The sequence below is a fragment of the Kitasatospora sp. NPDC004614 genome, from assembly GCF_042873675.1.
GTDB lineage: Bacteria > Actinomycetota > Actinomycetes > Streptomycetales > Streptomycetaceae > Kitasatospora.
This window is the reverse complement of the sequence record NZ_JBIALR010000019.1, coordinates 109,911-136,860: the sequence shown is the minus strand read 5'-3', so window position 1 is coordinate 136,860 and position 26,950 is coordinate 109,911. Positions and strand designations below refer to the sequence as shown.

Genomic DNA, 26,950 nt, shown 5'->3' with positions numbered 1-26,950 from the left:
CACCGACGAGCATCGATCTCGGATATCTCCCCATCCATGAACTGCCCAACGAGCGAACCCAACGACCGTCACTGTAAGCACCGTTGCAGTACTAGGCTGAGCGACGTTGGGGCAGCCAGTGGCGCCCGGCCGGCCAGCGGTGTCCGGTCGGAGCGATGCACATTGATCGTTCGACCGTCGCAAGACCTAGGAGTGACCCACCGTGGCAGACCGCAAGCCCATCGAGACCTGGCTGACCGACATGGACGGAGTCCTCATCCACGAGGGCGTGCCGATCCCGGGGGCCGACGCCTTCATCAAGCGGCTGCGTGAGTCCGGAAAGCCTTTCCTGGTGCTCACCAACAACTCCATCTACACCCAGCGCGACCTGCATGCCCGGCTGTCCCGGATGGGTCTGGACGTGCCGGCCGAGCACATCTGGACGTCCGCACTGGCCACCGCGAAGTTCCTCTCCGACCAGCGCCCGAACGGCAGCGCGTACGTGATCGGCGAAGCCGGCCTGACCACCGCGCTGCACGATGTCGGTTACGTGCTGACCGACACCGACCCGGACTTCGTGGTGCTCGGCGAGACCCGCACCTACTCGTTCGAGGCGATGACCAAGGCGGTCCGGCTGATCGACGCGGGCGCCCGTTTCATCGCCACCAACCCGGACGAGACCGGCCCGTCCGCCGAGGGCGCGCTGCCCGCGACGGGTGCGGTCGCAGCGCTGATCACCAAGGCCACCGGTGTGGAGCCGTACTTCGTCGGCAAGCCGAACCCGCTGATGATGCGGGCTGGCCTGAACGCGATCGGCGCGCACTCGGAGAACAGCGCGATGATCGGCGACCGGATGGACACCGACATCGTCTCCGGCATGGAGGCCGGCATGTCGACCTTCCTGGTGCTGACCGGCCTCACTCAGGCCGGCGAGGTGGACCGCTTCCCGTACCGCCCGACCCGGGTGGTGGAGTCCATCGCGGACCTGGTCGAGCTGATCTGACCGAGGCCCGGATCCCCCACCGGCGTCCGGCCGTGCGACCGGACGCCGGGACCGCCTCAAGTCAGCCTTAAGCGGCGCCTAATTGATCTGCCGCTCCGTCAACTTCCTTACACAGTACGGCTAGTGTCCCGGGCACACCCTCCGCCCGACGCAAGGAGCCCGCCCGTGGCCCCCGTCCGCCGCACCGCCGTCCTGCTGGCCGCCACCGCCCTGCTCGGCGGCGCCGCCGCACCCGCCTCGGCGGCCGACACCGCTGCCGCCCTCGCCGACGGGGGCACCGCCGACGGGGTGCTGCTGTCGCTCGGCTCGGTGCTGCTGCTCACCGGTGCGGCCGCCGTCACCGTGCGCCGCCGCGGCGCAGGGCCGTCCCGACCTGGGCATACGGACCGGACGACCTCCGTCGCTCCGGGGGACGGGGATGATTGAGTGGGGGTCATGAGCACGCCCCCCGCCCCTTTCCGCGTCGGCCTGATCGGCTACGGCCTGGCCGGCTCGGCGTTCCACGCCCCGCTGATCGCCACCACCCCCGGACTCCAGTTGGAGGCGGTGGTCACCGCCAATCCCGAGCGCCGCGCCCAGTTGCAGCGCGAGCACCCCGGCGCCCGCGCCCTCGACACCCCCGACCAGCTGTTCGAGGACGCCGACCGCTACGACCTGGTGGTGATCGCCTCCCCCAATCGCACCCACGTGCCGCTGGCCCGCACCGCGCTGCTGGCCGGCCTGGCCACCGTCGTCGACAAGCCGCTCGCCGCGACCAGCGCCGAGGCCCGCGACCTGTGCGAGTTCGCCGAGAAGTCCGGTCTGCTGCTGTCGGTGTTCCAGAACCGCCGCTGGGACGGCGACTTCCTCACCGCCCGCCGCCTGATCGAGGACGGCCGGCTCGGCCGGGTGCACCGCTTCGAGTCCCGCTTCGAGCGTTTCCGTCCCAAGCCCAAGCCGGGCTGGCGCGAGCTCGCCGACCCGGCGGAGGTCGGCGGCACCCTGTACGACCTGGGCAGCCACCTGGTCGACCAGGCCCTCGCCCTGTTCGGGCCGGTCGAGACGGTGTACGCGGAGATCGACGTCCGCCGGGACGGCGCGGTGGTCGACGACGACGCGTTCCTCGCCCTCACTCACACCGGCGGCGTCCGCTCCCACCTGTGGACCAGCGCCCTCGCCCCGCTCGCCGGGCCCCGGCTGCGGGTCCTCGGCGACAGCGCCGGCTACGTCAAGTTCGGCATGGACCCGCAGGAGGCCGCGCTCCGGGCCGGCCGCCGCCCCGGGCCGGACAGCCACTGGGGCGACGACGACCCGGCCGCGTACGGTCTGCTGGGCAGCGACGGCGACGTCGAACCGATCACCACCGACGCCGGCGACTACCCCGCCTTCTACGCGGGCATCGCGGCCTCGCTCACCGACCGCACCCCGCCGCCGGTGAACCCCTGGGACGCCGTCGCCACCCTGACCGTCCTGGAGGCCGCCCGCGCCTCCGCCGCGACGGCGAGCGTCGTCCGCCTTCCCTGACCGGCACGGTCGAAGTCACCGGCGGGATCCTCACCGCCCCGCCGGTGACCCGGTGGCCCGTCAGGCGGTGGGCCAGGCCGCCAGGTGGGCGTCGATCTCGCCGGTCAGCCGGCGCTTGCCCGCCGGGTCCAGGAACGACGCCTCCACCGCGTTGCGGGCGAGCGCCGCGATCCCGGCCTCGTCCAGGCCGAGCAGCTTCGCGGCGACCGCGTACTCGGTGTTCAGGTCGGTGCCGAACATCGGCGGGTCGTCGCTGTTGACGGTGACCAGCAGCCCGGCGTCGACCATCCGGCGGATCGGGTGGTCCTCGATCCGCTCGACCACCCGGGTGGCCAGGTTGGAGGTCGGGCAGACCTCCAGCGGGATCCGGTGCTCGCCGAGGTAGTCGACCAGCGCCGGGTCCTTCACCGACTGGGTGCCGTGGCCGATGCGCTCCGCGCCCAGCTCCCGGATCGCGTCCCAGACCGTCTCCGGCCCGGTGGACTCGCCGGCGTGCGGCACGCTGTGCAGGCCGGCCGCCCGGGCCCGGTCGAAGTACGGCTTGAACTGCGGGCGCGGCACGCCGATCTCGGGGCCACCGAGGCCGAACGAGACCAGTCCGGCGGGCGCCAGGTCGAGCGCGAGGCGGGCGGTCTCCTCGGCGGAGGCCAGTCCGGCCTCGCCGGGGATGTCGAAGCACCAGCGCAGGACAACGCCGAGTTCCCTCTCGGCGGCCAGCCGGGCGTCCTCGATCGCCTCCATGAAGGCGACGTCGGGAATGCCGCGACGGACCGACGAGTAGGGCGTGACGGTCAGTTCCGCGTAGCGGATGTTCTGCCGGGCCATGTCCTCGGCGACGCCGTAGGTGAGGGAGCGAACGTCCTCGGCGTCCCGGATCAGATCGACGACGCTCAGGTACACCTCGATGAAGTGCGCGAAGTCGGTGAACGTGAAGTACTCGGCGAGCGCCTCCGCGTCCGCCGGGACCTTGGTGCGCCCGGCGTGCCGCGCCGCGAGTTCGGCGACCACCCGCGGCGAGGCCGAGCCGACGTGGTGCACGTGCAGCTCCGCCTTCGGCATTCCGGCGATGAACGCCTCGATCCCCTGGACACCCTCGGCCACGGCACGCTCCCGTCTACTCACCCGGACCCGGACAGACCTCGCATGCTAACCCGCCGCGGCGAACGCCGGTGTCACCACTTGGCGGTGAGCTTCTTCAGCGCATCGAGGGCCTGCCCCCGGCCTTCGGAGGCCTGCCGCTCGGGGTCGAGGTCGACGAACACCTCCACGGTGATGGAGCCCTTGCGGGCGATCACCGAGGTGAACGGCCGTGCGGCGGACTTGCCACCGCCGTCGGTGTCGTACACGGCGCGGCCCTCCTCGGCGTACACCTCGTCGGCACCGGGCACCTTCGGCGACTCGATCTCGTGGACACCCTGGTTGGCGGCATGAGCGTCGTCATTGGTGTAGTTCGGGCAGCGCCTGGTGTTGTCCCTGCGCTTGGCGATCTCCTTCACCGCCGCGTCGGCGGTGGTGAAGGACATCGCCCCGGTGCTCGCGTAGGTGCTGTCCTTCTCATGGTCCTGGCGCACGTACCGGTAGGTGTCGGCCTGCAGCCCCTTGTCCGAGGTGGTGTCGGGATTGAACTTGCAGGACTTGTCCATCGCGGAGTTGAACAGACCGGTGTAGTCGTCGCCGTCGGAGACGAAGGCGTTGTCCCACTCCTTCTCGGTCAGCGCGAGCTTGTTCGTCTTGGCCTGGGCCGCCGCGTCGCCGCCCGTCGTGCTGCCGCTCGCGTGGGCGCTGGGCTTCACCGGCTCCTTCGCCTTGCCGCTGGCCTTCGCGGACGCCGGCGCCGAAGCCACCGCGCTCGGCGACGTCTGCCCGGTCGCCCCCGTGGCCGCGTCGTCCTCGTTGCAGGCCGTCAGAACCAGGCCGGCCGCCGCGAGGGCGGCGATGCGCAGTCCGAGCGTGCGTGCGTGAACCGTCTTCACGGTGAATCCCCCATGGAAATACAAGGCCCCGACCCCCCTGGCCGCGCCGATCGGTCGATCACCCTACCGAATCGGTCGGACACGCGCGGACCGAACCGGCGCCGGACGGTTCGTCAACCACCCGGCGCCACAAGCTAACCCGCTGCCGCGAGCGGCGGTGTCACCACTTGGCGGTGGCCTTCTGCAGCAGCGCCCGCACCTGGGCGCGGCCCTCGAAGACCTGCTGGTTGGGGGCGAGGTCGACCAGCACCGAGATGGTCACCGCGCCCTTGCGCGCGACGACGCGGGAGAACGGGCGGTCCTGGGTCTTGCCGCCGTCGGTGGTGCCGTACACGGCCAGGCCCTCCTCGGCGTACACCTCGTCGGCTCCCGCCACCTTCGGCGCGTCGACGTCGTGCACGGCCTTGAACTCGTTGCCTTCGCCGTCCTTGTAGTTGGTGCAGCGCAGGACGTTGGCCAGCTGCTCCGCCATGTCCTGGTGCGCGGCGTCGGCGTTGGTGAACTCGGAGGCGACGCTGGTGCCCATGACCTCGTCGCCGTCGGGTCGCGGTGCCTTCACGAACCGGCCGGTGTAGGCGACGAGGGTCTTGACCTGCCCGGAGTCCTTGTAGACGCAGGACTTGTCCATGGTGAAGGCGGTGATCGCGGTGTCGTCGTCGGCGCTGGTCTGGTAGCCGGCGCCCCACTCGGCCGGGGTCAGCGCGAGCTTGTTGGTCTTCGCCTGCGCGGTGGCGGAGTTGCCGCCCGCGGCGGTGCCGCTCGGGCGGGTGCTGGGCTTGGCCGGGTCCTTGGCCTTGCCGCTGGCGCCGGCAGTGGCGGACGAGGAGGCCGGCGCGGTGGGCGAGGTCTGGCCGGTCGCCCCGGTGCCCAGGTCGTCGTCGTTGCAGGCCGTCAGGACCAGGCCGGCCGCCGCCAGGGCGGCGATGCGGAGTCCGAGCGTGCGTGCGTGAACCGTCTTCACAGTGAATTCCCCCATGGATTGGAAAGGCCCCGGCCCCCCTGGCCGTGCCGATCGGTCGATCACCCTACCGAAGGGGTCGGACACCCACCCGCCGGGGGCGGACCGGACCGTTCGTCAACCACCCAGTGCCGTACTGACGGTGTGGATGAGCAGGCCCGCCAGCGCGCCGACCACGGTGCCGTTGATCCGGATGAACTGCAGGTCGCGGCCGACGTTCGCCTCGATCTTGCGGGAGGCGTCGTCGGCGTCCCAGCCGGCCACCGTGTCGGAGATCAGCGAGGTGATCTCCTCCCGGTAGGTGGAGACCACGTACTCGGCGGCGTCCAGCAGCCAGCCGTCGGTCTTCGCCTGGAGTTTGCCGTCGGTGGCGAGGCGGCGGCCGAAGGAGCGGAGGGCCGCGGTGATCCGGCGGCGCAGCTCGCTGTCCTCGTCCTCGGCGGCGTTCATCACCAGGGTGCGGACCGCCGACCAGGAGGAGGCGATCAGGTCCTGCACCTCGGGGCGGGCCAGCAGGTCGGACTTGGCGCGTTCGACCCGGGCGATGGTCTCCGGGTCGTGCTGGAGTTCCTGCGCGAAGTCGGCGAGGAAGTTGTCGAGGGCGCCGCGCGCGGGGTGCTCCGGGTCGTCGCGGACGTCGGTGACGAAGCGCAGCAGTTCCTTGTAGACCCGCTCGCCGACCTGGTGGTCGATGAACTTCGGCGTCCAGCCGGGGGTTTTGGCGGTGACCCGGGAGACCACGTCGACGTGGTGCTCGACCAGCCAGTCGCGGGCCCGGGCCGCGACCAGGTCGACCACGCCCTTGTGGCCGCCGTCCGCGACGATCTTGCCGAGCAGCCGGCCGGCGGGTTCGGCGACCGAGGTGGCGGCGGCCCGCCGGGTGATCGCCTCGGCAACCACGGCCTGCACGTCCTCGTCGCGCAGCACCGCGAGGACGCCGCGCAGCGCGGCGGCGGCCTCGTGGGTGACGCGTTCGGCGCTGCCGGGCGCGGACAGCCACTCGCCGAGCCGCCGGGCCACCCCGATCCGGCCGAGCCGGGCCCGGACCACCGACGGGGACAGGAAGTTGTCGCCGACGAAGTCGCCGAGCGAACGCCCGAACGCGTCCTTCTTGGTGGGGATGATCGCGGTGTGCGGGATCGGCAGGCCGAACGGCCGGCGGAACAGCGCGGTGACGGCGAACCAGTCGGCGAGCGCGCCGACCATGCCGGCCTCGGCGGCGGCCGCCACGTACCCGGCCCAGCTGCCCGCGCCGGCGGACCCCGCCCAGGTGGCGAGCGCGAAGACGACCGTGGCCAGGCCGAGCAGGCCGGTGGCGATGGTCTTCATCCGCCGTACGCCCTGCCGTTTGGCCTCGTCGGCGGCGGTGAAGCTGACTCCTGGGGGTGCCGTCTCGTCCACACTCACCCCGTCAGCCTGGCACACCGGGCGGGCCAGACGACCGCCGCCCCGCGAATCCGCCCGGTCAGCCGCCCCCGCCGAGGACGATCCGCCGGACGCCCTCCCAGCGGGCCGGGTCGGTGACCCGCCGGCCGTCCAGCAGCACCCGCACGCCCGGGAAGTCGACGGCGCCGAGGTCCCGGTACTCGGGGTGGTCGGCCTGCACGACCAGCGCGGCGACGGGCTTGCCGTCGTCGGGCGGCAGGCCGAGCGCGGCGAGTTCCTCCGGCGTGTACAGCGGGTCGCTGACGCCGACCCGGGCGCCGGCCGCCCGCAGCGCCGCGACCAGCGGGAACACCCCGGAGACGGCGGTCTCCTTGACGCCGCCCCGGTAGGACGCGCCGAGCACGGTGACGGCGACACCGTCCAGCGGGCCGAGCGCGCCCGCCAGCAGTCCGACCGCGTACGCCGGGACCTGCTCGTTGGCCTCCCGGGCGGCGCGCACCACGGTCGCGTCCGGGTCGTTCCACAGGTACAGCCGCGGGTAGACCGGGATGCAGTGCCCGCCGACCGCGATGCCGGGGCGGTGCAGGTGGCTGTAGGGCTGTGAGTTGCAGGCGTCGATCACTTCGACCAGGTCGACGCCGACCCGGTCCGCGAGCCGGGCGAACTGGTTGACCAGCGCGATGTTGACGTCCCGGTAGGTGGTCTCGGCGAGCTTCGAGAACTCGGCGGCCTCCGCCCCGCTCAGCGCCCACACGCCGTTGCCGCGCGGCAGGTCGGGGCGCGGGTCGAAGTCCAGCACCGCCCGATAGAACGCGACGCCGCGCCGGGTGGACTCCTCGTCGATGCCGCCGACCAGCTTGGGGTAGCGCCGCAGGTCGGCGAAGACCCGCCCGGTGCGGACCCGTTCGGGGCTGAACACCAGCGCGAAGTCCCGGCCGGCCCTCAGCCCGGAGCCGTCCTCCAGCCGCCGGGCGAACCGGCCCCGCACGGTGCCCACCGGCAGCGTGGTCTCGTAGCTGATCAGCGTGCCGGGCCGCAGCCCGGCGGCGACCGCGTCGGTGGCGGCGTCCAGCAGCGCGAAGTCGGGCCGGCCGTCGGCGTCGGTGAGCAGCGGGACGACGATCACCACGGCGTCGGCCGCGGCGGTGGCGGCCGCGGTGTCGGTGGTGGCGTGCAGGCGGCCGGCGGCGACGGTCTCGGCGAGCAGTTCGTCGAGGTGGGCCTCGCGGGGGAACGGCGGGCGCCCGGCGGTGACGGCGGCGACCACCGCGGGGGCGATGTCGGCGCCGGTGACCCGGTGTCCCTTGGTGGCGAACTGGACGGCCAGCGGCAGGCCGATCTTGCCCAGTCCGACCACGCAGACGTGCAGCGCCGTCACTCGGTCACCTTCCGGTAGGACGTCTGGTGTCATCGGGCGGCCCGCAGCGTGTCGGGGCGGCCGCGCCAGGCCTTCCGGGCGCGGCGCAGCGCGCGGCGTGCGGGGGCGGGGACCATCCGTCGCCAGCCGGTGGGGCCGGGGGCGCGGCCGGTGTCGAACAGCGTGTCGGGCAGGCCGAGCCGCCGGTCGCGGTACATCGGGTAGCGGGCGTACAGCCGGCCGCCGCGGCGTTCGACGGGGGCGGGGCCGTGCTGCCGTTCCCAGTCGATGAGTTCGCACAGGGTGGCGAGTTCGCCGCGGCGGGCGAGCGCGAGGCGCAGCCGGGCGGGTACCGGTACGGCGGCGAACACGGCGGGTGGGCAGTGCCGGTCGAGCAGCCGGCCGATCTCGCCGAGGATGCGCCGCTGCATGGCGGGCGGTTCGGAGAGGAACTGCTCCTGCAGCACCTGCGGGACGTCCCAGCTGAAGTAGCGTTCCCGGACGGCGTCGCGGGCGGGGCCAGGGCGGGTGCCCCGCTCCAGCACCTCCTGGACGGCGCCCATGGCGCGCAGCCGGTCGATCGGCCCGGCGCGGTGGGTGACGTTGGAGCGGTCCTGCCGCAGCACCAGGTGGTAGTAGTCGTAGTCGGCGAGTACGGACACCTTGCGGGCGTTGAGCAGCGCGCCGAGGGTGAACGGCTGGTCGGAGCAGACCGGCAGGTCCTCGCGGCGGCGCAGGCCGTGGCTGAGCACCAGGGCGCGGCGGAACATCTTGGTGTCGGCGAGTGCCCAGGCGAGCGCCGAGTCGGTGAAGCCTACGTGTTCGGCGGTGCGCTCGAAGATGCCCTGCGGGACGATCCGGCCGTTCTCGCCGACGAGTTTGGGGATCAGCACGTCGGACTGCCAGCGGTCGGCGGTGTCGACCATCCGCTCCAGTGCCTCGGGGCCGAGCCAGTCGTCGGCGCCGAGGTACATCAGGTAGCGGCCGCGGGCCAGGTCGGTGCCGCGGTTGGTGGGTTTGGCGGGGCCGCCGGACGCGGGCTGCCGTACGGTGCGCAGCAGTCCGGGGTGGGCGTCGGCGAACCGGGCGAGTTCCTCGGTGCTGCCGTCGCTCGACCCGTCGTCGACGGCGACCACTTCCATCCGGTCCGCGCCGATGGTCTGTTCGGCCAGCGAGTTCAGGCAGTCGGTGAGGTACGGCATGGTGTCGTGGACGGCGATCACCACACTGACGTCCGGTTCGGGCTCGGTCACGAGATACCAACTCCCGGGCCGACCGTTCGGTCACCTCCCCCACCCGAACGAGTGAGTGGGTCAGACGGCGGGTTCGGTGGCGGCGCCGGCGTAGATCCGGGCGATCACGTCCTCGATGGCGGGTTCGCGCAGCGACAGGTCGACCAGCGGGTAGCGCTCGGCGACGGCGGCGACCAGCGGGGCGGCGCTCTGCCGGGCCGGGAACGCCAGCCACTGCCGCGGGCCCTCGACCTTGACGGTGCGCACCCCGGGCAGTTCGATCGGCGGGTGCGCGGTGGCCAGGTCGACCACCAGGGTGCGTTCGCTCTCGCCGGCCGCGTGCAGTTGCTCCAGCGGGCCGTCCAGCACCAGCCGGCCGTGGTCGATCACCATCACCCGGCCGCACAGCTGCTCGATGTCGGTGAGGTCGTGGGTGGTGAGCAGCACGGTGGTGCGCTGTTCGCGGTTGGTCTCGCGGAGGAACTCGCGGACCTTGGTCTTGCTGATCACGTCGAGTCCGATGGTCGGCTCGTCGAGGTACAGCACGTTCGGGTCGTGCAGGAGGGCGGCGGCGAGGTCGCCGCGCATCCGCTGGCCGAGCGAGAGCTGCCGTACGGGGGTGTCCAACAGGCCGCCCAGGTCGAGCAGTTCGACGCACCGGTCGAGGTTGGTCCGGTAGCGGGCGTCGGGGATCCGGTAGATCCGGCGGGCCAGTTCGTAGCTGTCGCGCAGCGGCAGGTCCCACCACAGGGTGGTGCGCTGGCCGAACACCACGCCGATCCGCCGGGCCAGCGCGGCCCGCCTGGCCGCCGGGTCCACTCCCGCCACCCGCAGCCGCCCGCCGGTGGGCACCAGGATCCCGGTGAGCATCTTCACCGTCGTCGACTTGCCGGCCCCGTTCGGCCCGATGTAGCCGACGCACTCCCCCTCCTCGACCTGGAAGGTGAGCCCGTCCACGGCCCGCACCTCGCGCTTCTCGCGCCGCCAACGGCCGTTCCTGGTGCGGACGGTGAATGTCCGCCGGACGTCCTCGACCTCGATCACCGCCACGGTCACTCTCCCTCTCTCAGCTTCCGGTGGAACGGTAGGCACGCAGCCCGGCCCGCCAGGCCAGCGCCGCCGCCAGCACGCACAGCGCCGCCGCGACGGGCGAGGCGAAGTGGAACGCGACGGGCAGCCCGAGCGGGTCGGGCCGGCCCAGAATGTGCAGCGCGGGCAGCCAGTTGACGAACGCCAGCGGCACCCCGAACACGGTGCCCGCGACGACCTCCTTCGCGAACACCGTCGGCGGGTACTGGAGCAGCGTGGAGCCGCCGTACGTCACGGAGTTCTGCAGCTCGGCGGCCTCGCCCCACCAGAACTGCACGCAGGAGCAGCCGACGAAGACCGCGCAGAAGATCACCGTCCCGCACAGCAGCAGACCGGGCACCATCAGCACCCGGTCCCACGTCCACCGCACGTCCAGCGCGGTGAGCGACCAGCCGAGCACCGCGAACGCCTGCGCCAGCCGGCCCAGCCGTCTCAACGAGAAGCGCTCGGCGGCGAGTTGGGCCAGCGCGGGGGCCGGCCGGATCAGCATGGTGTCCAGCGACCCGGACCGCACCCGCTCGCCCAGCCCGCTCACCGAACCGACCAGCAGGTTGGCCGCGCCGAGCGCCACCGACGACGTCCCGTACAGGAACCCGGTCTCGGCGAGCGTCCAGCCGGCCAGCTGCCGGGTGTGCCGGAACATCAGGATCAGCACCGCGAAGTCCAGGAACGTGATCAGCACGTTCGCGCCCAGCCCCAGCAGGAACGACGTCCGGTACGTCAGCATCGACCGGCCCCACATCGCGGCGATCAGCCACCACGAACGCACCGCCCAGCCCGCCCGGGCGGCGAACGACTCGCTCTCAACCACCCTGCACCACCACCTTGCGCACCGCGAGCGCCTGCACCACCCGCCCCACCGCCAACAGGGCTACCGCCCAGGCCAGTTGGAAGGCGTACAAGGTCACCAGGCTGTGCCCGGTGCGCCGTTGCAACAACACATCGGAAGGCAACTGCACCATCGCCGAGAACGGCAGCACCCCCGCCAACTCCCCCAACCAACCCGGAAACAACGGCAGGGGCAGCAGCATCCCGGAGAAGAACATCGACACCACCACCACCGCCGCCCGCACCCCCTCCGAGTCGTCCAGCCAGAACCCGGCCAACGACACCAGGAACCGCACCCCGAAACTCACCACCACCGCCAGCACCACCGCCAGCAGGAACTCCACCCACACCAGCGGCTCCGACGGCAACGCCAGCTCGAACACCAGCGCACCCAGCGCGAGCGGCACCGCACCCCTGATCAGCAGCTGAAACCCCGCCCGCCCCAGGTCCGTCGCCAGCCACCACCCCTGGAAATCCACCGGCCGGTACAGATCGATCGCGATGTCCCCACTCCGGAACCGCGACTGCACATCGTCCTGGAACCCGCCGCCCCACACCGCGACCGTCACCAACAACGCCTGGCTGATCCACACATACGTCACCGCCTGCCGCGCGTCATACCCCCCGAGCCCCGGCCTCGCATGCCACAACGCGAGCATCGTCGACGCCAGGATCCCCCCGAACACGCTATTGGTGACCACCCCCGCCACCGTCGCCGCCCGATACGTCGAATACCGCCGGAACGCGCCGCGGGCGACGGCTAAGTAGACCCCGAACATGTCGGCTGTCTCCTTGGGTGCTGGAAAACAGGGGCGCGTGGGGGTACCTCCCGGCCCGCTGGGGCTGGGGGAGAACTGCGCGAAGGGGAACGTACCAAACCGCAAGGTCGCGACGCCGGGCAATTACTTGCACGTGCTCGCGACCTTGCGGACCGATAATCCCAAGCTGTTACAGGTACAGCCCCGTCGACCCTTCAAGGTCCCCGAAGCGTCCCGCCGCCACCGCGTGCAGGTCGCGTTCCCGGAGCAGGATGTAGGTCGCGCCGCGCACCTCCACCTCCAGCTTGTCCTCCGGGTCGTAGAGCACCCGGTCGCCGGGCTCCACCGAGCGGACGCTCTGGCCGACGGCCACGGCTTCGGCCCAGGTGCAGCGGCGCGAAAGCTCCGCGGTGGCGGGGATCAGGATGCCGCCGGTGGAGCGGCGTTCGCCCTCGCCGGTCTCGGTCCTGACGAGGACCCGGTCGTGCAGCATCCGAATCGGAAGCTTCTCCCCGAGCCGGTCGTGTCTGCTCTGCGTGTCGTTCTCACTCACTCCCCGACCGTACCGGACAGCGAAAACGGCGGGGTCCCGGGCGTCGAAACCCGGGTCCCCGCCGTCCGCAGGAGCTGTCAGCCCTTGCGGCGCCGCTTCGCGGAGGCGATGAGCAGCACCACGCCGACGCCGACCAGCGCGACGGGCACGATCCGCTCGGGTCGCGGCCGCCCATCCTCGTCGACGAACCTGGACTTGACCTGCTCGACGGCGCCGCTCGCGGCGACGTACGCCTTGCCGGCCCGCTGCTCGACCGTGGCGCGCAGCTTGGCCTTGGTCTGGGCGGCGACGGTGGCCGGGTGCACGCGCATGGCGAGCTCGTCGAGGGTCGCGGCGAGCCTGTCCCTGGTCCCGGCGATGTCCGCCTCGATCTGGGCCGTCGTGCGCGGTGCCGACGTGTCCTTGCTGCTCGCTGCCACTGGGGCCACCCCATCTCTGTTACCGCTAGGTACGTCTCTGCACCGACAGTCTGTCAGCTCACTGTCGCGCTCGCGCAGCGCCACCCACCAACGGAGGTAGGTTGGCGGGGAGCACCACCCTGTCCTGGACCGGAGGAGAGAAGCACCATCGTGAGCGAGCGCCTGCAGGCGGGCGACACCGCCCCCGCCTTCACCCTGCCCGACGCCGACGGCAACGAGGTGTCGCTGGCCGACCACCTCGGCCGCAAGGTGATCGTCTACTTCTACCCGGCGGCGCTGACCCCGGGCTGCACCAAGCAGGCCTGCGACTTCACGGACAACCTGGAGGTCTTCGCGGGCGCGGGCTACGACGTGATCGGCATTTCGCCGGACAAGCCGGAGAAGCTCGGCAAGTTCCGCGAGACGGAGCACCTGAAGGTGACGCTGCTGTCGGACCCGGAGCACAAGGTGCTCGAGGCGTACGGCGCGTACGGCGAGAAGATGAACTACGGCCGCACCTACCAGGGTGTGATCCGCTCCACGGTGATCGTGGACGAGCAGGGCAAGGTCGAGCGGGCGCTCTACAACGTCCGGGCCACCGGCCATGTCGCGAAGCTGCTGAAGGACCTGAAGGTCGGGCAGTAACCGAGAACGCGGCAGCGGTGGCGGCCGACCCCCCGACCGGGTCGACCGCCACCGCCGTTCATGGGTCCGGGATCAGCAGGCCCCGAGGTCCGTCCAGACGCCCCAGGCGCCGCTCAGCGACGGGTCCTCGCCCGCGGTCCACCACTTGTTCTGGTAGTAGTGGCCCTTCCACGACACCTTGGTGACGGCGGCGTAGGTGGTCCCGGCGCTCCAGCTCGGCGCGGCCGAGCAGCTGCCGGCGGACGCCGACGGCGACGCGGACTGCGAAGCCGAGGCGGACGCGGACGCCGACGGCGAGGCCGACTGCGAGGGCGAGGCGGAGGCCGACGCAGAGGCGCTGGCCGAGGTGCTCGGCGACGGCGAGCCGGTGCCCGCGGTGGCGCCGCGGGTGTAGTCGCCGGTGATGCCGTACAGGGTGCCGCCGACGTTGACAGTCCAGTTGGCGGGGGTGGAGACCGGCAGGTAGTAGACGAACGCGACGTCCACCGAGGCGCCGGGCGCCAGCGACTGCCAGGTCGGCAGCTTCAGCGAGACCCGGTTGTAGGTGCCCTTCAGACCGCCGGTGTTGTTGCCGGTGTGGTCGGCCCGGATGACCTTGGAGCCGAAGCCGGACTGGTCGGCGGCGTTGCTGGGCGCGGAGTTCGAGTAGTCGAACTGGAACTCGGTGCCGCCGGGCAGGGTGACGGTCGAGTTGTTGACGATGTGGATCTTCGGGTTGATCGGGTAGTTGTTGTCACCCAGCGCGAAGTTGGTGAACGACACGTCGATCGGCAGGGTCTGCTGCGGCAGCGCGACGGTGGAGCGGGTCGCGCCGTACGCCGAGGCCGCCTTGAACTTGTCGTACAGCAGCGAGGTCATGGTGTTGCCCTGGACGTACTCGCCCTTGCCGCCGTTGGCGGTGGCGTCCCACTTGTAGTCGCCGGCGAGCTCCCAGATCATCGCGCCACCGACGCCCTGGTTGACCAGGTAGTCGGCCTTGGCACCGATGGACTGGTCGTCCTCGGTGGACAGGAAGACCTTCTTGTCGGCGTTCCACAGCCACGGGGCGACCAGCGAGGCGCTGTAGTTGCGGGTGTAGCTGCCGTTCAGCGCGGTGTCCTTGACGCCGTACTTGGAGAGGTAGTCCGGCAGGATGCCGTTCTCCAGGTTCTTGGCGTGCCACATCGGGTTGGAGCCGGCCGGCGACTCCTTGCCGTTGTCGTCCAGGTCGTGCCAGATGTTGTCGATGCCGACTGCGCCGTCGCCACAGGTGGTCAGGCCGGATCCGGCCGGACAGTTGGTGGTGGAGGCGGTGCCCCACAGGCCGTTGGTGCCGCCCTGCACGTTCTGGAAGCCGCGGGTGTAGTACGGCACGCCGAGGTTGATCCGGCCGGCCGGCATCGCGCCGCGGAAGTAGTGGTAGGCCCAGTCACCGTTCAGGTAGCCGATCCCGCCGTACTGCGAGGTGCCGTACACGTTGGCGGCCGCGAGCTCGCCGTCCTTGCCGTCGTCGTACAGCGCGGCGTTCGGGCCGACGTACTTGTTCCAGGCGCCGTGCAGGTCGTACGACATGATGTTGACGTAGTCCAGGTACTGGGTGACCTGGAAGGTCTCCATGCCGCGCAGCAGGTAGCCCGAGGACGGGGCGGCGACCGACAGCAGGTAGTACTTGCCGTCGGCGGCGGAGGCCCGGTCGAGCTTCTCGCGCATGGTCTTCATCAGCGCCGCGTAGCCCTTCATCAGGGACGCGCGCTTGGCGTTGGAGATGGAGTAGTCGAGCGGGTTGCCCGCGTCCTTCATCGAGGTCGGGTACTCGTAGTCGAGGTCGACGCCGTTGAAGCCGTACTTCTTGATGAAGTTGACGGCGGAGTCCGCGAAGGTGTTGATGCCGGCCTGGTTGACCGACCCGTCCGCGTTGACGGTCATCGAGTAGAAGCCGCCGGAGTTGACCCGCTTGCCCGAGTCGTCGAAGTAGCCGCCGGTCTCGGCCCAACCGCCCACCGAGACCATGGTCTTGACGTTCGGGAACTGCTTCTTGTACTTGCTGAGCAGGTTGAAGTGGCCCTTGTAGGGCAGCGACGGGTCCATCTCCGCGCCGGCCACGCCCGGGAAGGTCATCCCGGTGGAGGCGTTGTCCGCGTTGTCGGTGCCCACCGAGATGGTGTTGTCACCGGCGACGTGCGCGAACGCGTAGTTGAGGTGGGTGACCTTGTCCCAGGGGATGTTGTTCACCAGGTAGGCGGGCGTGCCGTCCTTGCCGGTGCGCCAGCCGGTGAAGTAGCCGATGACGCGGCGCTGGTGGTCGGCGCCCATCTGCTCGCGGCCGCTGGTGTCGTAGACGTTGCAGTAGGGGACGTCGACGCCGGGCGTGGTGTACATGCCGTCGGGGCGGCACGCCTGGTTGTCGACGGCGGCGGCGGACGGCGCGACGCCGAGCGTGCCCATCAGCAGGCCCGCGAGTCCCGCCGCCGCGGTGGCGGCGAACGCCACCTTGCGGCCGCTCTTCTGACGGCCGGCAGCGGTGGGACGCTGCGCCGTGGTGTGTCGGATCAACACTCGGTCCTCCGGGAGAGAGTGTCGCGTGCATGCCTGTGGGAGGGCATGCACATGTGGGGGAAGTTCCGCCGAACTTAAAAGGTCTGGACCATCCACGTCAACAGGTCTGTACCAACTTGGCAAGAAAGGCCGAACCGTCCGCACTCGGACGATCCGGCCTTCTCCAGAGCGAGTTGACGCCACTTCATGCTCGCGGCCATCGCGTTGACCAGCATCCCGGACGGGTCGTCGCCCTCCAGCGAGCAGGCGAATATGCCACCCAGGCCCTTGCTGGTGGCGTACGCGCCGCGCGCCGAGATGGCCCGCGAGGCATCGCCGACCCACAGGCTGGTGCCGTCGTAGATCCACGCGCTCCGGGTGGTCGGCACGGGTCGCTCCGATATTCACGCCCGGCGGGGGGACCGGACGCCGCCTGAAAGGGTGGTGCACGTCGAGGTGACGGACAAGTAGCATGACGGGGAAGTCGCTGCCTGCGGTCTTGGCGGAATTGGCAGACGCCCGGGTTTTAGGTGCCCGTGAGAGAAATCTCGTGAGGGTTCGAGTCCCTCAGGCCGCACCCATGGCGAAGGGCCCGCCCGGAACGTTCCGGGTGGGCCCTTCGCGCGTCAACGCGGAGTCTCAGCCGAGCAGTTCGGCCACCACCGGGGCGAGCGAGCGGAACGCCTGACCGCGGTGGCTGATCGCGTTCTTCTCCTCGGCGCTCAGCTCGGCGCAGGTCCGGCTCTCGCCGAGCGGCTGCAGGATCGGGTCGTAGCCGAAGCCGCCGCTGCCGGCCGGCTCGGTGCGCAGCGTGCCGTGCAGCCGGCCCTCGACGACCCGCTCGGTGCCGTCGGGCAGCGCGAGCGCGGCGGCGCAGGCGAAGGACGCGGCGCGGTGCTCGGCCGCGATGTCGCCGAGCTGGGCGAGCAGCAGGTCCAGGTTGGCCTTGTCGGCGCCGTGCCGGCCGGCCCAGCGGGCGGAGAAGATGCCGGGCGCCCCGCCGAGCACGTCCACGCACAGCCCGGAGTCGTCGGCGACCGCGGGGAGTCCGGTGGCGCGGGCCAGCGCGTGCGCCTTCAGCAGGGCGTTCTCGGCGAAGGTCACGCCGGTCTCCGGCACGTCCGGCACCTCGGGGAAGGCGTCCGCGCCGACCAGTTCGACATCCAGCCCGGCCGCGCCGAGGATGTCGCGCAGCTCGGCGACCTTGTGCTGGTTACGGGTGGCGAGAACGAGGCGCGTGGTCATGCCCGCAAGCCTAACCACCCGCTGATCTCAGCCCGTGCACACCTTGCTGATCCGCCCCGCGGCGTCCCCGAGCGGGCCGAGGTCGGGCGTCTCGTTGGCGTCGATGGCCTTCTGCACCTTGTCGACCTGGGTCTGCAGGTCGCCGACGGCCTTGGCCAGGTCGGCGTCGCTGGAGTTGCGGCCGATCTTGTCCAGGTCGCCCTTGATCTTCTGGACGGCCTTCCCCGCGGCGGCCGGGTCCTTGTCCGCGTTGTTGTACGCGGAGCCGAGCTGCGCCACGTCGGTGGAGAGCTGCACGGCCGTGTTGGCGCAGCTCACCGCCTTCTCCGCGGCGGAGCAGCTGACCGCACTCAGCGGCAGGATCAGCACCAACGCGGCGACGGCCAGCGCGGTGGTGCGGTTGATGCTGAGTGGCTGCTGCATCGGCGAGTCCTCCAGGAGGGTGTGCGGGCTCACAGCGGAACGTTAAGGGTCTGCCCGCGTGCCTGTACAGCACACGCGGGCCTGCCCTTCGGTTCTGACGGCCGTTCGGCCCACCGCGGTTCCCGGGGGAAGCCGTTACAGCTCGAGCGCCTTGCGCTGGATCTCGTCCAGCTCGGCGCAGCCCAGGCTGCCCAGGTCGAGCAGCTGGTTGAGCAGGTCGCGGTCGAACGGGGCGCCCTCGGCGGTGCCCTGGACCTCGACGAAGCGCCCGTCGGAGGTGCAGACGATGTTCATGTCGGTCTCGGCCCGGACGTCCTCCTCGTAGCGGAGGTCGAGCATCGGGACGCCGTCGATGATGCCGACGCTGACCGCGCTGACGCCGCCGGTGATCGGCTGGCCCTTGGCGCGCAGCAGCTTCTTCTCGCGGGCCCAGGAGACCGCGTCGACCAGCGCCACGTACGCGCCGGTGATCGCGGCGGTGCGGGTGCCGCCGTCGGCCTGGAGGACGTCGCAGTCCAGTACGAAGGTGTTCTCGGCGAGCGCCCGGTGGTCGACCACGGCGCGCAGCGAGCGGCCGATCAGCCGGCTGATCTCGTGGGTGCGGCCGCCGATCTTGCCGCGCACCGACTCGCGGTCGCCGCGGGTGTTGGTGGCGCGCGGCAGCATGGCGTACTCGGCGGTGACCCAGCCTTCGCCGCTGCCCTTGCGCCAGCGCGGGACGCCCTCGGTGACGCTGGCGGTGCACAGCACCTTGGTGTCGCCGTAGGAGACCAGGACGGATCCTTCGGCGTGCTTGCTCCAGCCCCGTTCGATGGTGATGGGGCGGAGCTGGTCGGGGGTGCGGCCGTCGATGCGTGACATGCGAACGAGCGTATCCCGTCCGGCTCCCCGCCCGTCCCCGTCCCGTCCTGCCCTGCCCCGTCCTGCCCCGTCCCCACCCTCGTCCCCGTTCCGTCCCCGTCCCGTCCCTGGAACGTGCGACGGCCCGCCACCCGGGAGTCCGGGGGCGGGCCGGCGGGGCCTCGGCTCACATCATGTCTTCGATCTCGGCCGCGATCGGGTCGGCGTCGGTGCCGATGACGACCTGGATGGCGGTGCCCATCTTCACCACACCGTGGGCGCCGGCCGCCTTGAGGGCCGCCTCGTCGACCTTGGAGGCGTCGTGGACCTCGGTGCGCAGCCGGGTGATGCAGCCTTCGACCTCGTCGATGTTCTCGATTCCGCCGAGACCGGCGACGATCTTCTCAGCCTTGCTGGCCATGGTCTTTCTCCCTCTGTCTCGGCGCATCGGCGGTCGGTCGCCGGGTGCCGTACTGCGTGTGCGGTGGTACCGGCCGGAAGTGACTCGGGATCAGTCTGCCGCGCCTTCCGACGGCGCGACCAGCATCACCCGATTCCGGACGATATGCCATGTTGGTCCACGTTCGGACCAGCTCCGCGCGCGGTCCGCTCGGGGGTCGCCCGAAGATGACGATCACCGGGCCCATGGGCCCGGCGGACCGCCTCCGGCCCCATAAATGGTCTACACCAATTATAGGTGTACTCGGACAACGCCGGACGATCCGCCGGTGTTCCTGGCCCTCCCACGGACGGACCGGGCACGCGAAGCACGGAGGGCCGACGATTGAGTTCAACAGGCGCCGCCGCTCATCAGAGCACCTGGTGGCACACCTTCTACGGCGGCCTGCAGAAGATGGGCCGCAGCCTCCAGCTGCCGGTCGCCGTGCTGCCCGCCGCCGGCATCCTCACCCGCCTCGGCCAGGACGACATCTTCGGCAAGGACGGCCTCGGCTGGGACCGGGTCGCCAAGGCCATCGCCGCCGCCGGCGGCGCGCTCCTCGACCCGGCCCTCGGCCTGCCGCTGCTGTTCTGCATCGGTGTGGCGATCGGCATGGCCAAGAAGGCGGACGGCTCGACCGCGCTCGCCGCGGTGGCGGGCTTCCTGGTCTACTACGCCGTCCTGCGGGCCTTCCCGAAGGCCTGCCCGGTCCCCTCGGTGCTGGAGCAGACGGTCTGCGTCGACTTCGAGGCCAAGACAGTGGTGAAGGTGGACTTCCAGAACCCCGGCGTGCTCGGCGGCATCCTGATGGGTCTCTTCTCGGCCAAGCTGTGGGTGCGCTACCACCGGGTCAAGCTGGTCGACTGGCTGGGCTTCTTCAACGGCCGCCGCCTGGTCCCGATGATCACCGCCCTGGTCGGCCTGCTGTTCGGCTCGCTGATGGTGTGGATCTGGCAGCCGATCGGCACCGGGCTGGAGGACTTCTCCAAGTGGCTGTCCGACCTGGGCGCCGGCGGCTCCGGCATCTTCGGCGTCGCCAACCGCGCCCTGCTGCTGGTCGGCATGCACCAGCTGCTGAACACCTTCGTCTGGTTCCAGTTCGGCACCTTCACCAACCCGCACACCGGCAAGACCGCCACCGGCGACATCGGCCGCTTCCTGGCGGGCGACCCGACGGCCGGCCAGTTCCTCTCCGGCTTCTTCCCGATCATGATGTTCGCGCTGCCCGCCGCCGCGATGGCCATCGCCGCCTCGGCTAAGCCGCACCGCCGCAAGGAGATCTACGGCCTGATGACCTCGGTCGCGCTGACCTCCTTCGTCACCGGCGTCACCGAACCCATCGAGTACTCCTTCGCCTACGTCGCCCCGCTGCTGTTCGGCATCCACGCCCTGCTCACCGGCGCCTCGATGGCCATTACCTGGGCGCTCGGCGTCCATGACGGCTTCAGTTTCTCGGCCGGACTCATCGACTACGTGATCAACTGGAACCTGGCCACCAAACCCTGGCTGATCATCCCGATCGGCCTGTGCTTCGCCGCGGTCTACTACGTCGTCTTCCGGTTCGTCATCGTCAAATTCGACCTGAAAACACCAGGACGCGAGGAGGAGGGCGAGATCGAGGACCCGACCAAGGCCTGACGAATTCGCCCTGCGCGCCCCCGGTGGGAGACAATTTCCGTCCGGGGGCGCCGTGTTGTCCGGCGGCCGAGGCGGCGGGCCGGGCAGGTTTCGATTCCGCAGCGCTTGACGGGGGCCGACCTTCGGAGGGTTCCGGAGCGTGTTCGGTGCGTGCTAGAAACTGGACCGGGCCACCAGTGGTCTAGACCAGGATCGCGCTGCCGTGAGGAACCGCCCGCTATGAGTACGACCGCACCGAACTCGCAGGCGGCACCGGGCGGACGGGCCCTGCGCTTCCGGGTCTTCCCCGCCCTCCAGAAGATCGGCCGCAGCCTCCAGCTCCCGATCGCCGTCCTGCCCGCCGCCGGCATCCTGCTCCGACTCGGTCAGGACGACGTGTTCGGCCCCAAGGGCCTCGGCTGGACCAAGGTCGCCGAAGTCTTCGCCGCGTCCGGCCACGCCGTCTTCGACTGGATGCCGCTGCTGTTCTGCGTCGGCATCGCGATCGGCTACGCCAAGAAGTCCGACGGCTCCACCGCACTCGCCGCACTGGTCGGCTTCCTGACGTACCACCAGGTGCTCACCGCCTTCCCCAAAACCGCCTACCAGGTGCTCCCCGGCAAGGACATCGAGGCCACCTACCAGGACCCCGGGGTACTCGGCGGAGTCGTCGTCGGCCTGCTCTCCGCCCTGCTCTGGCAACGCCTGCACCGCACCCGGCTGGTCGACTGGCTCGGCTTCTTCAACGGCCGCCGACTGGTACCCATCGTGATGGCCTTCGTCGGCACCGGCCTCGGCGTCTTCTTCGGCCTCTGCTGGGGCCCGATCGGCTCCGCCGTCGACGAGTTCAGCAACTGGGTGATCGGCCTCGGCGCACTCGGCGCCGGCGTCTTCGGCCTGATCAACCGGGCGCTCCTGCCGTTCGGCCTGCACCAGATCGCCAACACCTTCTTCTGGCAGCAGGCCGGCAACTACACCGTCGGCGACCGCACCTTCCACGGCGACCAGACCCGCTTCTTCCAACTCGACCCCAACGCGGGCCAGTTCATGTCCGGCTTCTTCCCCGTCATGATGTTCGGCCTGCCCGCCGCCGCCCTCGCCATCGCCCACTGCGCCCGCCCCGAACGCCGCCGAGCCGTCCTCGGCATGATGATCTCGCTCGCCCTCACCTCCTTCGCCACCGGCATCACCGAACCCATCGAATTCGCCTTCGTCTTCATCGCCCCCGCCCTCTACGTCGCCCACGCCCTCCTCACCGGCATCTCCATGGCCGCCACCTGGGCCCTCGGCGTCCACCACGGCTTCACCTTCTCCGCCGGCGTCATCGACTACGTCCTCAACTGGGGCTACGCCACCAGACCTTGGCTGATCATCCCGATAGGCCTGGTCATCGCGGTGATCTACTACACGGCCTTCCGATTCGTCATCCTCCGCTTCGACCTGAAAACCCCTGGGCGCGAGGAAGAAGGCTTCGAGGAAACATAGGACCGCGCGCCCCGCAGGACGCGCCCCGCAGGGGCGCGGGGAACTGCGCGAAGCGGAAGGAGCACGCCCGCAAGATCGCGCCCCCGACAGCCAGTTGCACGCGGAAGCGCCCCTCAGATCCACCCCAGCCTCGTAGCGTGCACCCCCGCCTGGAACCTCGACTGCGCCCCCAACGAAGCCGTCAGATCCGCCACCAGCCTCCGCACCGTCCGGTCCGAGATCTCCAGCTTCCGCCCGATCGCCTGATCCGTCAGCCCGGCCGCGAGCAGCCGCAGCACCTCCCGGTGCCGATCGTCCGGTGCCGCACGGCCCAGAAGCTCCGGCGGAACCCAACTCGCCGCCCAGAAGTGCTCGAAGAGCTCCCGCACCACCGAGACCACCGCCGGGTCCCGGACCACCACCGCCGCACTGCCGGGCGTCTCGCCGGGGGCGGGCAGGACGGCGAGGTGGGAGTCCACCACGATCAGCCAGAGCGGCAGGCTGTGCGCGACCCGGATGCTCGCGCCGGCGGCGGTGAGCGCCTGGACGTGGGCGAGCACGGCCGCCTGGTGGAGCGCGGCAGCAGGGTAGATGGTGCGCAGCGCGACCCGGTGGGCGAGGGCGATCCGTTCGCGGGCGAGTTTCTCGGCGAGGCCGGTCTCGGACTGGTCCTGCCCGGGCCGCAGCGACAGCGCCTCGGTGCGGGCGGCCCGGGCGGCGTCCTCCAGCAGGGCGGCGATCCGGTCGGGGCCGCGAACGAGTTCGTGGGCGGCGGCGGTGCGCAGCGGCAGGTAGTGGCGGTGCAGGTGCTCGACCCGTTCACGGGTGCGGCGGGCCTCGCCGAGCAGCGCGGCGAGCCGGTGGTCGGAGTCGGTGAGCAGGTCCCGCACGGCGGTGTCGATGGAGACGGCAGCCACGCCGTTCGCGGTGGCGGTGGTCGACCGGAGCAGCCCGAGCGCGTGCAGGTCCTCCAGCGCCTTGGCGAACTCCGCTTCCTCACAGTCGAGTTCGGCGCGCAGGGAGTCCAGCGGGCAGCCGGGGTCGGCGAGCAGTCGGGCGTACAAGGCGGTGCTGGTCTCCACCCTTCCGGAGCCTAGGGCCGCGACCGGAGAGCGGACGCCGCCATTTCAGTATCCGAGACGGGTGCTCCGGTGGCGGCCATGGCCTGATCCGGCAGGCCCGTTGCTCTTCGCGGATGCGGGCCGGGCTGCCCAGGATGGCGGCATGGCGATCGACGAGTCTTCCGTGATCTGGTTCGACGGCGCGCTGGTGCCCTGGCAGCAGGCGCGCGTCCATGTGCTCACCCATGCGCTGCACTACGGCACCGGGGTGCTGGAGGGCACCCGGGTGTTCGACACCGTCACCGGCCCCGCGGTGTTCCGGCTGCCCGAACACCTGGCCCGCCTCGGCCGCAGCGCCCGCATGCTGCGCATGGAACTCCCCTACTCCACCCGCGAATTGGAGGCCGCCACCATCTCACTCGTGGCGGCGAACGGCCACCGCGAGTGCTACCTGCGGCATTTGGCGTTCCTCGGCTACGGCTCGATGGGGCTGGACATGCGCCACTCCCCCACCAGCGTGTCGATCGCGTCCTGGGAGTGGCCGGCCTACCTGCCGGCCGGGCGCGGGCTGCGGCTGATGACCAGCAGTTGGCGGCGCACCGACCCCAACTCCGTCCCGCCGGCGGCGAAGGCGACCGGACCGTACCTGAACTCGGCGCTGGCCCGCCGGGAGGCGACCGACGCCGGGTTCGACGAGGCGCTGCTGCTGGCCCCGGACGGGACGGTCAGCGAGTGCAGTTCGGAGAACGTGTTCGTGGTGCGCGGCGGTGTGCTGCGGACCACCCCGGTCAGTGCGGGGGCGCTGGAGGGGATCACCCAGGACACCGTGCTGACGCTGGCCCGCGATCTGGGGGCGGAGGTCCGGATCGAGCCGCTGCTGCGCTCGGACCTGTACGCGGCGGACGAGGTGTTCCTGTCCGGAACGGCCGCCGGAGTGGTCCCGGTCGGCTCCCTGGACAACCGTGAACTACCCTCGCACGAGGGCGAGTTGACGAGGAAGCTGGCCCAGGCGTACCGGGCCGCGGTGCACGGGGAGGACGCCCGCTACCGGCACTGGCTGACGCCGGTTCACAGTTCGTAGACGGCTCCGGCGCGGGCCAGGTCGACCGGTCCGGGGTAGACGGCGGCGGCGTCGCGGCGGTTGCGTTCGGCGTCGGTCCACGGCGGGATGTGGGTGAGCACCAGGCGCCGGGCGCCGGCCCGGGCGGCGTGCTCGCCGGCCTGGCGGCCGTTGAGGTGGATGGAGTCGAAGGTCTCCTTGCCGTGCGTGTACGCCGCCTCGCACAGGAACAGGTCGGCGCCGCGGGCGAGTTCGACCAGTTCGGGGCAGACGCCGGTGTCGCCGGAGTAGACCACGCTGCGGCCGCCGTGCTCGATCCGGAAGCCGTAGGCCTCGGAGTCCAGGTGGTTGACGAGGGCCACGGTGACGGTGAGCGGGCCGAGTTCCAGGCGGGCGCCGTCGGTGAGGTCGCGGAAGTCGAAGACCTCGGTCATGCCGGGCTTCTCCGGCATGTCGTAGGCGCGGGCCAGGCGTGCCGCGGTGCCGGTCGGTCCGTAGACGGGCAGCAGGGCGGGGCAGCCCTCGACCCGGTAGTTGCGGGCCACCCAGTACGCGCACAGGTCGATGCAGTGGTCGGCGTGCAGGTGGCTGAGCAGCACCGCGTCGACGTCGTACAGGCCGGTGTACTTCTGCAGGTTGCCGAGGGCGCCGTTGCCGAGGTCGACAACCAGGCGGTAGCCGTCGGCCTCCACCAGGTAGCTGGAGCACGGGGAGTCCACGGACGGGAAGCTCCCCGAGCACCCCACTACGGTCAGTTTCATGCCGAGCCCTTCCCGCCCCGTCGCGCCATCGTCCGCGGCCGTCCGCACCGCCGGGGGCGGAGCGGGTTTCTTGAGTGTCGAGGGTAAGGGCCGGGCAGCACTTTGCCCCCTCTCCCGTGCCGCGCTGTGGGCGGAATCACCAGGACGGGGCGGGCCGTTTCAGCGCCGCCCGGGGCGGGTCCTGGCCCAGTTCCGGATGGTCTGCGGGTACCAGCGGGGGCGGCCGCCGGCGTCCAGCCGGTCGGGGTGCGGGAGCAGTCCGTGGCGCTTGTAGTGGCGGACGGTCTCGGCCTGCACGCCGATGTGGCGGGCGATCTCGACGTAGGACCAGAGCTTCCGGCCGGGCATGGATGCCCACCTCCACGGTGACGGTGAACCAAGCGGTGAGCCGTCAGCCTGTTGGGCAAGTGCGCCCGGCAGGTGCGCGACGGGCTGCGGTCGCGGTTCCGTGACAGAGCGGTCACCGGGAACGGACAAATACCGGGATGTCACAGCAGGCCGATGATCCGACCGTCCGACCATGAGAACCATCCGAACGCCGACGGCGCGGCCCCCAGCCGGGGTGCCGCGCCGTCGAGTTGGCGTTCCGTCAGGCCCAGAGCTGGCCCTGCAGCGCTTCGACCGCCGCCTCGGTGGTCTCGGCGGTGTAGATGCCGGTGGACAGGTACTTCCAGCCGCCGTCGGCGACCACGAAGACCACGTCCGCCCGCTCGCCGGCCCGGGCCGCCTTGCGGGCCACCCCGATCGCGGCGTGCAGGATCGCGCCGGTGGACACGCCCGCGAAGATGCCTTCCTGCTGGAGCAGTTCACGGGTCCGGGCGACCGCGTCGGCGGAGCCGACCGAGAAGCGGGTGGTGAGCACCTCGGCCTCATACAGCTCGGGGACGAAGCCCTCGTCGAGGTTGCGCAGGCCGTACACCAGGTCGTCGTAGCGCGGCTCGGCGGCGACGATCTGCACGCCGGGGACCTTCTCGCGCAGGTACCGGCCGACGCCCATCAGGGTGCCGGTGGTGCCAAGACCGGCCACGAAGTGGGTGACGGTGGGCAGGTCGGCGAGGATCTCCGGGCCGGTGCCGTAGTAGTGCGCGCCGGCATTGTCCGGGTTGCCGTACTGGTAGAGCATCACCCAGTCGGGGTGCTCGGCGGCGATCTCCTTGGCGATCCGCACCGCGGTGTTGGAGCCGCCGGCGGCCGGCGAGGGAATGATCTCCGCGCCCCACATCCGCAGCAGCTCGCGGCGCTCCTCGCTGGTGTTCTCCGGCATCACGCAGACCATCCGGTAGCCCTTGAGCTTGGCCGCCATGGCGAGCGAGATACCGGTGTTGCCGCTGGTCGGCTCCAGGATGGTGCAGCCCGGCGTGAGCCGCCCGTCGGCCTCGGCACGCTCGATCATGTGCAGCGCCGGACGGTCCTTGATGGAGCCGGTGGGGTTGCGGTCCTCCAGCTTGGCCCACAGCGTGACCAGGCCGTCGTCATTGCCGGGCACGGCCGCGGACAGCCGCGGCAGCCGCACCAGGGGGGTGTTGCCGACGGCCTCGATCGGGCTGTCGTAACGCATTACTTCATACCGCCGGCCACCGCGGGGAGGATGGTGACGCTGTCGCCGTCGGCCAGCTTGGTGGCGACGCCGTCCAGGAAGCGGACGTCCTCGTCGTTCAGGTAGACGTTGACGAAGCGGCGCAGCTCGCCGCCGTCCAGCAGCCGGGCGGCGATGCCGGGGTGGCGGGCGTCGAGGTCGGTGAACAGCTCTCCGAGGTTGTCGCCGTTGCCGTCGACGGCCTTGGCGCCGTCGGTGTAGGTGCGGAGGATGGTCGGGATGCGGACCTCGATGGCCATGGCTGCGCTCCTGTGGAGTGGTTTCGGG

General features: G+C 71.2%; 29 protein-coding genes and 1 tRNA gene. 8 read left to right on the top strand and 22 right to left on the bottom strand.

From position 1 onward, the window contains the following. The first annotated feature begins 202 nt into the window (after positions 1 to 202). The 3 genes from ACFYST_RS30070 to ACFYST_RS30060 all read left to right on the top strand — a co-directional run bounded on the left by ACFYST_RS30070 (position 203) and on the right by ACFYST_RS30060 (position 2,485). Positions 203 to 982 (top strand): HAD-IIA family hydrolase, encoded by a 780-nt coding sequence (locus ACFYST_RS30070; protein WP_387866856.1) that lies wholly within the window; start codon positions 203 to 205, stop codon positions 980 to 982. 165 nt (positions 983 to 1,147) lie between these two features. Then, on the top strand, positions 1,148 to 1,408 hold the full coding sequence (locus ACFYST_RS30065; RefSeq protein WP_387866853.1) for a hypothetical protein: 261 nt from the start codon (positions 1,148 to 1,150) through the stop codon (positions 1,406 to 1,408). 9 nt (positions 1,409 to 1,417) lie between these two features. Next, positions 1,418 to 2,485, top strand: a complete 1,068-nt coding sequence (locus ACFYST_RS30060; RefSeq protein WP_387866852.1) for a Gfo/Idh/MocA family oxidoreductase — start codon at positions 1,418 to 1,420, stop codon at positions 2,483 to 2,485. 60 nt (positions 2,486 to 2,545) lie between these two features. Here ACFYST_RS30060 and ACFYST_RS30055 read toward each other — a convergent pair whose 3' ends face one another. From ACFYST_RS30055 to ACFYST_RS30005, 11 genes are all read right to left on the bottom strand, one after another. Continuing rightward, on the bottom strand, positions 2,546 to 3,586 hold the full coding sequence (locus ACFYST_RS30055) for an adenosine deaminase (RefSeq protein WP_387647404.1): 1,041 nt from the start codon (positions 3,584 to 3,586) through the stop codon (positions 2,546 to 2,548). A gap of 71 nt (positions 3,587 to 3,657) precedes the next feature. After that, complete coding sequence (locus ACFYST_RS30050) at positions 3,658 to 4,458, bottom strand: hypothetical protein (protein ID WP_387866850.1); 801 nt, start codon at positions 4,456 to 4,458, stop codon at positions 3,658 to 3,660. A 160-nt stretch (positions 4,459 to 4,618) separates the two neighbouring features. Further along, positions 4,619 to 5,419: a hypothetical protein gene (locus ACFYST_RS30045; RefSeq protein WP_387866849.1), complete on the bottom strand. Its 801-nt coding sequence runs from the start codon at positions 5,417 to 5,419 to the stop codon at positions 4,619 to 4,621. 114 nt (positions 5,420 to 5,533) lie between these two features. Continuing rightward, entirely contained in the window at positions 5,534 to 6,817 is a 1,284-nt protein-coding gene (locus tag ACFYST_RS30040; RefSeq protein ID WP_387866874.1) for a DUF445 domain-containing protein, read from the bottom strand. A gap of 64 nt (positions 6,818 to 6,881) precedes the next feature. Continuing rightward, positions 6,882 to 8,171, bottom strand: a complete 1,290-nt coding sequence (locus ACFYST_RS30035) for a nucleotide sugar dehydrogenase (RefSeq protein ID WP_387866872.1) — start codon at positions 8,169 to 8,171, stop codon at positions 6,882 to 6,884. 38 nt (positions 8,172 to 8,209) lie between these two features. Beyond that, positions 8,210 to 9,412, bottom strand: a complete 1,203-nt coding sequence (locus tag ACFYST_RS30030) for a glycosyltransferase family 2 protein (protein ID WP_387866846.1) — start codon at positions 9,410 to 9,412, stop codon at positions 8,210 to 8,212. Between the two features lie 60 nt (positions 9,413 to 9,472). Next, positions 9,473 to 10,441 (bottom strand): ATP-binding cassette domain-containing protein, encoded by a 969-nt coding sequence (locus ACFYST_RS30025; protein ID WP_387647414.1) that lies wholly within the window; start codon positions 10,439 to 10,441, stop codon positions 9,473 to 9,475. A 16-nt stretch (positions 10,442 to 10,457) separates the two neighbouring features. Beyond that, positions 10,458 to 11,222, bottom strand: a complete 765-nt coding sequence (locus tag ACFYST_RS30020) for an ABC transporter permease (protein WP_387866870.1) — start codon at positions 11,220 to 11,222, stop codon at positions 10,458 to 10,460. Between the two features lie 61 nt (positions 11,223 to 11,283). Beyond that, the gene (locus tag ACFYST_RS30015; RefSeq protein ID WP_387647416.1) at positions 11,284 to 12,087 is read right to left on the bottom strand and encodes an ABC transporter permease; all 804 of its coding nucleotides are present in this window, start codon (positions 12,085 to 12,087) and stop codon (positions 11,284 to 11,286) included. A gap of 169 nt (positions 12,088 to 12,256) precedes the next feature. Next, positions 12,257 to 12,559 carry a co-chaperone GroES gene (locus ACFYST_RS30010; RefSeq protein ID WP_100588626.1) on the bottom strand — a complete coding sequence of 101 codons (303 nt, stop codon included), beginning with the start codon at positions 12,557 to 12,559 and terminating at the stop codon, positions 12,257 to 12,259. 137 nt (positions 12,560 to 12,696) lie between these two features. Beyond that, positions 12,697 to 13,038 (bottom strand): DUF3618 domain-containing protein, encoded by a 342-nt coding sequence (locus ACFYST_RS30005; protein ID WP_387647419.1) that lies wholly within the window; start codon positions 13,036 to 13,038, stop codon positions 12,697 to 12,699. Positions 13,039 to 13,188: 150 nt separating this feature from the next. Between ACFYST_RS30005 and bcp the strand changes: the two genes are divergently transcribed. After that, entirely contained in the window at positions 13,189 to 13,662 is a 474-nt protein-coding gene (gene bcp / locus ACFYST_RS30000) for a thioredoxin-dependent thiol peroxidase (protein ID WP_387647421.1), read from the top strand. Between the two features lie 72 nt (positions 13,663 to 13,734). Here bcp and ACFYST_RS29995 read toward each other — a convergent pair whose 3' ends face one another. Next, positions 13,735 to 16,086, bottom strand: coding sequence for a chitinase C-terminal domain-containing protein (locus ACFYST_RS29995; RefSeq protein ID WP_387866866.1), 2,352 nt, complete (start codon positions 16,084 to 16,086; stop codon positions 13,735 to 13,737). Positions 16,087 to 16,271: 185 nt separating this feature from the next. Continuing rightward, the gene (locus ACFYST_RS29990; RefSeq protein ID WP_387866843.1) at positions 16,272 to 16,565 is read right to left on the bottom strand and encodes a hypothetical protein; all 294 of its coding nucleotides are present in this window, start codon (positions 16,563 to 16,565) and stop codon (positions 16,272 to 16,274) included. Positions 16,566 to 16,669: 104 nt separating this feature from the next. Here ACFYST_RS29990 and ACFYST_RS29985 point away from each other — a divergent pair. Then, positions 16,670 to 16,753 (top strand) — tRNA-Leu (locus tag ACFYST_RS29985). A gap of 62 nt (positions 16,754 to 16,815) precedes the next feature. On the opposite strand, the gene rdgB is transcribed toward ACFYST_RS29985, so the two are convergent. From rdgB to ACFYST_RS29965, 4 genes are all read right to left on the bottom strand, one after another. Further along, positions 16,816 to 17,421: an RdgB/HAM1 family non-canonical purine NTP pyrophosphatase gene (gene rdgB, locus ACFYST_RS29980; protein WP_387866841.1), complete on the bottom strand. Its 606-nt coding sequence runs from the start codon at positions 17,419 to 17,421 to the stop codon at positions 16,816 to 16,818. A gap of 27 nt (positions 17,422 to 17,448) precedes the next feature. After that, positions 17,449 to 17,877, bottom strand: a complete 429-nt coding sequence (locus tag ACFYST_RS29975) for a hypothetical protein (protein ID WP_387647430.1) — start codon at positions 17,875 to 17,877, stop codon at positions 17,449 to 17,451. Positions 17,878 to 17,979: 102 nt separating this feature from the next. Beyond that, positions 17,980 to 18,705 carry a ribonuclease PH gene (gene rph, locus ACFYST_RS29970; protein ID WP_387647432.1) on the bottom strand — a complete coding sequence of 242 codons (726 nt, stop codon included), beginning with the start codon at positions 18,703 to 18,705 and terminating at the stop codon, positions 17,980 to 17,982. A gap of 166 nt (positions 18,706 to 18,871) precedes the next feature. Further along, positions 18,872 to 19,105: a glucose PTS transporter subunit EIIB gene (locus ACFYST_RS29965; RefSeq protein WP_014135942.1), complete on the bottom strand. Its 234-nt coding sequence runs from the start codon at positions 19,103 to 19,105 to the stop codon at positions 18,872 to 18,874. 363 nt (positions 19,106 to 19,468) lie between these two features. Here ACFYST_RS29965 and ACFYST_RS29960 point away from each other — a divergent pair, with 363 nt between their 5' ends. Beyond that, on the top strand, positions 19,469 to 20,761 hold the full coding sequence (locus ACFYST_RS29960; RefSeq protein ID WP_387866839.1) for a PTS transporter subunit EIIC: 1,293 nt from the start codon (positions 19,469 to 19,471) through the stop codon (positions 20,759 to 20,761). A gap of 219 nt (positions 20,762 to 20,980) precedes the next feature. After that, complete coding sequence (locus ACFYST_RS29955) at positions 20,981 to 22,225, top strand: PTS transporter subunit EIIC (RefSeq protein ID WP_387866837.1); 1,245 nt, start codon at positions 20,981 to 20,983, stop codon at positions 22,223 to 22,225. Positions 22,226 to 22,338: 113 nt separating this feature from the next. Here ACFYST_RS29955 and ACFYST_RS29950 read toward each other — a convergent pair whose 3' ends face one another. Beyond that, complete coding sequence (locus tag ACFYST_RS29950) at positions 22,339 to 23,286, bottom strand: LuxR C-terminal-related transcriptional regulator (protein WP_387866834.1); 948 nt, start codon at positions 23,284 to 23,286, stop codon at positions 22,339 to 22,341. 142 nt (positions 23,287 to 23,428) lie between these two features. Between ACFYST_RS29950 and ACFYST_RS29945 the strand changes: the two genes are divergently transcribed. Continuing rightward, positions 23,429 to 24,346: a branched-chain amino acid transaminase gene (locus ACFYST_RS29945; protein WP_387866832.1), complete on the top strand. Its 918-nt coding sequence runs from the start codon at positions 23,429 to 23,431 to the stop codon at positions 24,344 to 24,346. Here ACFYST_RS29945 and ACFYST_RS29940 read toward each other — a convergent pair. The 4 genes from ACFYST_RS29940 to ACFYST_RS29925 all read right to left on the bottom strand — a co-directional run bounded on the left by ACFYST_RS29940 (position 24,334) and on the right by ACFYST_RS29925 (position 26,922). After that, on the bottom strand, positions 24,334 to 25,086 hold the full coding sequence (locus ACFYST_RS29940) for an MBL fold metallo-hydrolase (protein WP_387647444.1): 753 nt from the start codon (positions 25,084 to 25,086) through the stop codon (positions 24,334 to 24,336). The two genes, ACFYST_RS29945 and ACFYST_RS29940, sit on opposite strands and share 13 nt — an antisense overlap. Before the next feature lie 159 nt (positions 25,087 to 25,245). Beyond that, the gene (locus ACFYST_RS29935) at positions 25,246 to 25,434 is read right to left on the bottom strand and encodes a MerR family DNA-binding transcriptional regulator (protein WP_387647446.1); all 189 of its coding nucleotides are present in this window, start codon (positions 25,432 to 25,434) and stop codon (positions 25,246 to 25,248) included. 241 nt (positions 25,435 to 25,675) lie between these two features. Further along, positions 25,676 to 26,644 carry a PLP-dependent cysteine synthase family protein gene (locus ACFYST_RS29930; protein WP_387647448.1) on the bottom strand — a complete coding sequence of 323 codons (969 nt, stop codon included), beginning with the start codon at positions 26,642 to 26,644 and terminating at the stop codon, positions 25,676 to 25,678. Next, positions 26,644 to 26,922, bottom strand: coding sequence for a MoaD/ThiS family protein (locus ACFYST_RS29925; protein ID WP_387647451.1), 279 nt, complete (start codon positions 26,920 to 26,922; stop codon positions 26,644 to 26,646). Before ACFYST_RS29925 ends, ACFYST_RS29930 begins: the two co-directional genes overlap by 1 nt. Positions 26,923 to 26,950: the final 28 nt, after the last annotated feature.

Excerpts from the sequence above, each read along its gene's own strand:
- ACFYST_RS30015 (WP_387647416.1), bottom strand. The coding sequence starts at position 12,087 with ATGTTCGGGGTCTACTTAGCCGTCGCCCGCGGCGCGTTCCGGCGGTAT.
- ACFYST_RS30020 (WP_387866870.1), bottom strand. The coding sequence starts at position 11,222 with ATGTGGGGCCGGTCGATGCTGACGTACCGGACGTCGTTCCTGCTGGGG.
- ACFYST_RS29965 (WP_014135942.1), bottom strand. The coding sequence starts at position 19,105 with ATGGCCAGCAAGGCTGAGAAGATCGTCGCCGGTCTCGGCGGAATCGAG.
- ACFYST_RS29995 (WP_387866866.1), bottom strand. The coding sequence starts at position 16,086 with ATGGGCACGCTCGGCGTCGCGCCGTCCGCCGCCGCCGTCGACAACCAG.
- rph (WP_387647432.1), bottom strand. The coding sequence starts at position 18,705 with ATGTCACGCATCGACGGCCGCACCCCCGACCAGCTCCGCCCCATCACC.
- ACFYST_RS30060 (WP_387866852.1), top strand. The coding sequence starts at position 1,418 with ATGAGCACGCCCCCCGCCCCTTTCCGCGTCGGCCTGATCGGCTACGGC.
- ACFYST_RS30010 (WP_100588626.1), bottom strand. The coding sequence starts at position 12,559 with ATGCTGCACGACCGGGTCCTCGTCAGGACCGAGACCGGCGAGGGCGAA.
- ACFYST_RS29930 (WP_387647448.1), bottom strand. The coding sequence starts at position 26,644 with ATGCGTTACGACAGCCCGATCGAGGCCGTCGGCAACACCCCCCTGGTG.
- ACFYST_RS29955 (WP_387866837.1), top strand. The coding sequence starts at position 20,981 with ATGAGTACGACCGCACCGAACTCGCAGGCGGCACCGGGCGGACGGGCC.
- ACFYST_RS29925 (WP_387647451.1), bottom strand. The coding sequence starts at position 26,922 with ATGGCCATCGAGGTCCGCATCCCGACCATCCTCCGCACCTACACCGAC.
- ACFYST_RS29945 (WP_387866832.1), top strand. The coding sequence starts at position 23,429 with ATGGCGATCGACGAGTCTTCCGTGATCTGGTTCGACGGCGCGCTGGTG.
- rdgB (WP_387866841.1), bottom strand. The coding sequence starts at position 17,421 with ATGACCACGCGCCTCGTTCTCGCCACCCGTAACCAGCACAAGGTCGCC.
- ACFYST_RS29940 (WP_387647444.1), bottom strand. The coding sequence starts at position 25,086 with ATGAAACTGACCGTAGTGGGGTGCTCGGGGAGCTTCCCGTCCGTGGAC.
- ACFYST_RS29935 (WP_387647446.1), bottom strand. The coding sequence starts at position 25,434 with ATGCCCGGCCGGAAGCTCTGGTCCTACGTCGAGATCGCCCGCCACATC.